The 4336-nt window shown below is 44.9% G+C and carries 2 protein-coding genes and 1 pseudogene; 1 reads left to right on the top strand and 2 read right to left on the bottom strand.

The genetic code is table 11. The features are described from left to right. Window positions 1–233: pseudogene (locus IR141_RS12085) on the top strand (IS1595 family transposase); the annotation flags it as partial. Between the two features lie 122 nt (window positions 234–355). Here the strand turns inward: IR141_RS12085 and potE are convergent. Both potE and IR141_RS12075 read right to left on the bottom strand, forming a co-directional pair. Beyond that, the gene (gene potE, locus IR141_RS12080; protein ID WP_135037627.1) at window positions 356–1672 is read right to left on the bottom strand and encodes a putrescine-ornithine antiporter; all 1317 of its coding nucleotides are present in this window, start codon (window positions 1670–1672) and stop codon (window positions 356–358) included. A gap of 70 nt (window positions 1673–1742) precedes the next feature. After that, the gene (locus IR141_RS12075; RefSeq protein WP_305080183.1) at window positions 1743–3905 is read right to left on the bottom strand and encodes an ornithine decarboxylase; all 2163 of its coding nucleotides are present in this window, start codon (window positions 3903–3905) and stop codon (window positions 1743–1745) included. Window positions 3906–4336 lie beyond the last annotated feature (431 nt).

Raw genomic sequence — 4336 nt, 5'->3', positions numbered from 1 at the left:
TGAAAAGTACTTCAGGGTACATCATGGTGTAGACGAGTTCGCCCGGGGTGCGCAACACATTAACGGCATCGAATTGTTTTGGGGTTATGCCAAAAACCGCTTGGTTAAATTTAACGGTGTACCGAAATAGACTTTTTATTACACTTAAAGGAAACCTAATTTCGCTTCAATCACAGGCATGATGATCTGTATTAGTCTTGCTTAAAATACTGAGAAATCGACCCTTGGGCTAATTTTGCTTCCTAAGCCCCTTCTTTATTGCAAGCCCTTGCCCAAGTCATTTGATTACTAGGGTTGTTGATAAATATAAGGGGCTGATCTACTTCGGCCCCTTATATTATTTGAATGGTTAGCTTTAGAATGGTTCGTTCAAATCATATTTTCTAGAAACTACTTTGCCATATAATACCCAGCCTGCAAATACGGCAATACTGCCCCAATACATTGCCTCCATACCCGAGCTGTAAAGCGCATAGAAACTGTACAGATTACCGATAAAAGCAATGATGCTAGTGAATACCATTTCTTTATGCGGAACATCGCTGGTTTTTTGCAACACAATAATTGCCGACATTGACAGGATATATGGTATTAAATTGGTTACTACAGCTAGATTCACCAAAATATCGAACTGTTTGCTCAAACCCTCGTCCATAGTCATCAAAGCCAACACGGTTTGTATTGAAGCGATGATAATCATACCGAGTATAGGAGTATTGTTGGAGGTTGCTTTGCCAAACTGTGGGATAAAGTAGCCTTCATCGGCACCAGCTTTAAACACTTGCGCGATGGTAAACTGCCAACCTAATAGTGATCCTGTGCAGGAAATGATCAGCAAACCCATTACAATTTGACCAATGGTGTTGTTAAACATTGAAGCAAACACCAATCCGAAAGGGGCATCAGTTGATGCTAATTGAGTGTTGGGTACAATACCGGCTACTACATTGGTGGAAACAATGTAAATAATGGCAGTTAGCAGCGTTCCCCATAGTACTGCAATCGGCACGTTTTTCTCGGGGTTGTCTACGGCATCGGAATTGGCACAGGCCGACTCTAAACCTAAAAACGCCCACAAAGTAATCGCGATAGAAGACGGAATTGCCTCAAACAGCCCCATATTGTGTGGGTTCCATGCGTCAGCATACATTGATGGGCTGAACCAGAACCAGCCGATAATCGATACGCCGATAACCGGAATAATTGCACCCCAAACGGTTATACCGCTGATTTTACCGGTAATGCCGGCACCGCCAAAGTTGGCTACCATCGTCAGCCAAACAAAAATAATTGCCCCTAAAGCAGCTTGAAAAGGCGATAGCTGCCAGTTCATTAACACGGCTAGATAGCCCACTGCGGAAATGGCGATTGCCACATTAGCAATCAATAGTGAGACGGCATAAGTGTAGTTGGCCATAAAATTTCCGGATTTACCGAATGAATATTCGGCATAACCGCCCATGCCGCCCGATTTAGTACTGAAACGGCCGCATTTGGCAAACGCATAAGCCAAACACATCGAACCAACAGCGGTTACCAACCAAGATAAAATCGAAATCGTGCCGACCTGCGCCAGTTTGGACGGCAGCATAATGATGCCAGACCCCATCATATTAATCACGGTAAGAATAGTGAGCTGCACTACGCTCATTTTACTTTTGGAAGATGACATGATTTGTCCTTTCGTTTTTCAGACTGCCCTTGGAAAGACTGTGCCTTTTCAGACAGCCTGAAGTCGGCCGTTATTTAACAATCACATGACCATAGGCACGGCGGCTGCCATCGGGTTCCTCCTGCAAATAAACCCCTTGGATTTCCGGTTCGAAACCAGGAAGGCAGTTGATGCCTTCTTCTAATGCCAGGAAGTATTTCTGCACTGCACCACCCCAAATCTCGCCTGGAACGGTACACAATACGCCGGGCGGATAAGGCAACGCACCTTCGGCAGCAATTTGGCCCTCGATTTCGCTCAAGCGCACCAGTTTTACTTCGTTGCGAATCAGGCATTGTTGTGCATCGTAGGCACTCATAGCCTGCTTGGGCCAACCATCGCGGCGGAACATTTGCCGTTGCAGCTCTTTCATGTTGTTGCGTTTGTAGAAATCATGCATTTCCTGGCAAAGACGACGGATGGTGTAGCCACGGTAATAGTTTTCGTTTTTACCGTATACAGAGGGCACCACATCTTTCATTAGGCTGTTGTCTGCAATGTGTTGCTCGAAGCGGGCAATCAGTGCGGCCAAATGCTGCACTTTTGCTAAATTTTCAGACGGCGTGAGCAGGAAAAGAATAGAGTTCAAATCACATTTTTCCGGCACAATGCCGTTGTCGCGCAAGAAATTAGCCAAGATGGTAGCCGGCACACCGAAATCCTCGTATTCTCCGGTTTTCACATCGATGCCCGGTGTTGTCAGCAATAATTTACACGGGTCGACAAAATATTGGTCTTGAGCATAGCCTGGAAAAGCATGCCAGCGTGCGCCTGGTTCGAATTTGAAGAAACGCAAATCGGTAGCGATGGTTTCGGTAGGATAATCTTGCCAAGGTTTGCCTTCAACGGTTTCCGGCACAAACGGCTTGATCATGCTGCAATGGTTCAACAGCAGTTTGCGTGCTTCAATACCGATGGTTACGCATTTGTGCCACAGCTTACGGCCGGCTTCGCCTTCGTGCATTTTGGCATTCACATCCAAAGAGGCAAACATCGGATAGAACGGGCTGGTGGAAGCTTGCAGCATAAAGGCATTGTTAAAGCGTTTGTGGTTGCAATAACGTTTTTGGCCTTTGATGTGCTTGTCTTTTTTGTGAATTTGAGAAGTTTGCGAGAAGCCCGACTGTTGTTTGTGAACCGATTGGGTAACAATAATGCCGGGGTCGTTTTCATTCAGTTCCAAAAGCAGCGGAGAACAATCACGCATCATTGGGATAAACTGCTCATAGCCAACCCATGCCGAGTCAAACAGAATGTAATCGCACAGATGGCCGATTTTATCCACCACCTGGCGGGCGTTGTAAATTGTACCGTCGTAAGTGCCCAATTGGATTACGGCCAAGCGGAACGGACGCGCTTCATCGGCACGCTCAGGCGCAACCTGACGGATTTGTTCGCGGATATAGGTCTCATTGAAGCAGGCTGCGTCAATACCGCCGATAAAGCCGTAAGGGTTGCGAGCAGTTTCCAAGTACACGGGCTTGGCACCGTTTATAATCAGAGCACCCATGTGGATGGACTTGTGGTTGTTGCGGTCGAACAGTACCAAATCATCTTTAGCCAGTAGTGCACTGGTAACCACTTTGTTGGAAGATGAAGTGCCGTTGAGTACGAAATAGGTCTTATCGGCGTTATACACTTTGGCAGCATGTTGTTGAGCGGCACAGGCAGGGCCTTCATGGATCAGTAAATCCCCCAGGCGCACATCGGCATTGCACAAATCAGCCCGGAATACGTTCTCACCGAAGAAATGGAAAAATTCACGTCCGGCCGGATGTTGGGCAAAGAACTGGCCGCCTTGATGGCCGGGGCAGTCAAATGCTGCATAACCACGTTTGGTATAGTGTTTGAGAGCATTGAAGAAAGGCGGTGCAAGATTGTCGGCATATTGATCGGCAGCAGCATCAATCTGTTTGCCGTAATAATGGCGATTGCCGAAACCGATTTGAATTACACCGCTAAATTGCGGCAAAAAGCTTTCAGGTAGTGTTTCTTCAGGTTGAACTGCTGCAAACAGTGGCACAACAAAGCCGGTTCCCTTAATTTTTTCGGCGGCGAAAGAAACATCGTCCACTGATGCTACTGCAGCAGCAACATTGGTGAAATCTGTTTTCCTAATATCAACGATTTCATATTCACTGATAAAGCTGTCCCGCACAGAAGGGCTGGCAGCGATTTTAAGATATTTCATCATACGCCTCCTAATAAGGATTGTTGGAAAATTGATTCGGCATTATTTTATGCTTTTGGATTTCTTATTTCAAGAATCTAAAATAATAAATTTCTTTTAATAAACAAAATATTAAATTCAAAATATTAAAATTTGACCTTTATTAAATATATTTCAATAGAGAAATTTTTCATATGTATAAAGCGTATAATCGCACTTTCATATCTTAATTTTGATACTGTTTTAACCAAGAGATATGATTTTTGAGTTGGAAAAAACTATTTGGTGATAATAGGGTACGGCTTGGTATTTGAAGTTGGGTGTATTATGTCAATTCCATTCCAAAACTGAGCCACAGTTGTGGTCTAAAATTGAGCCACCCTATGAGCGGTGTTTCATCCGGTAAGAATCATTGCCCGTCTCAAAAATATCGCAGCAATAAGTCAGACGCTCCA

It is taken from the genome of Neisseria sp. 19428wB4_WF04, from assembly GCF_015235335.1.
GTDB lineage: Bacteria > Pseudomonadota > Gammaproteobacteria > Burkholderiales > Neisseriaceae > Neisseria > Neisseria musculi.
This window is presented reverse-complemented; position numbering and strand designations above follow the sequence as displayed.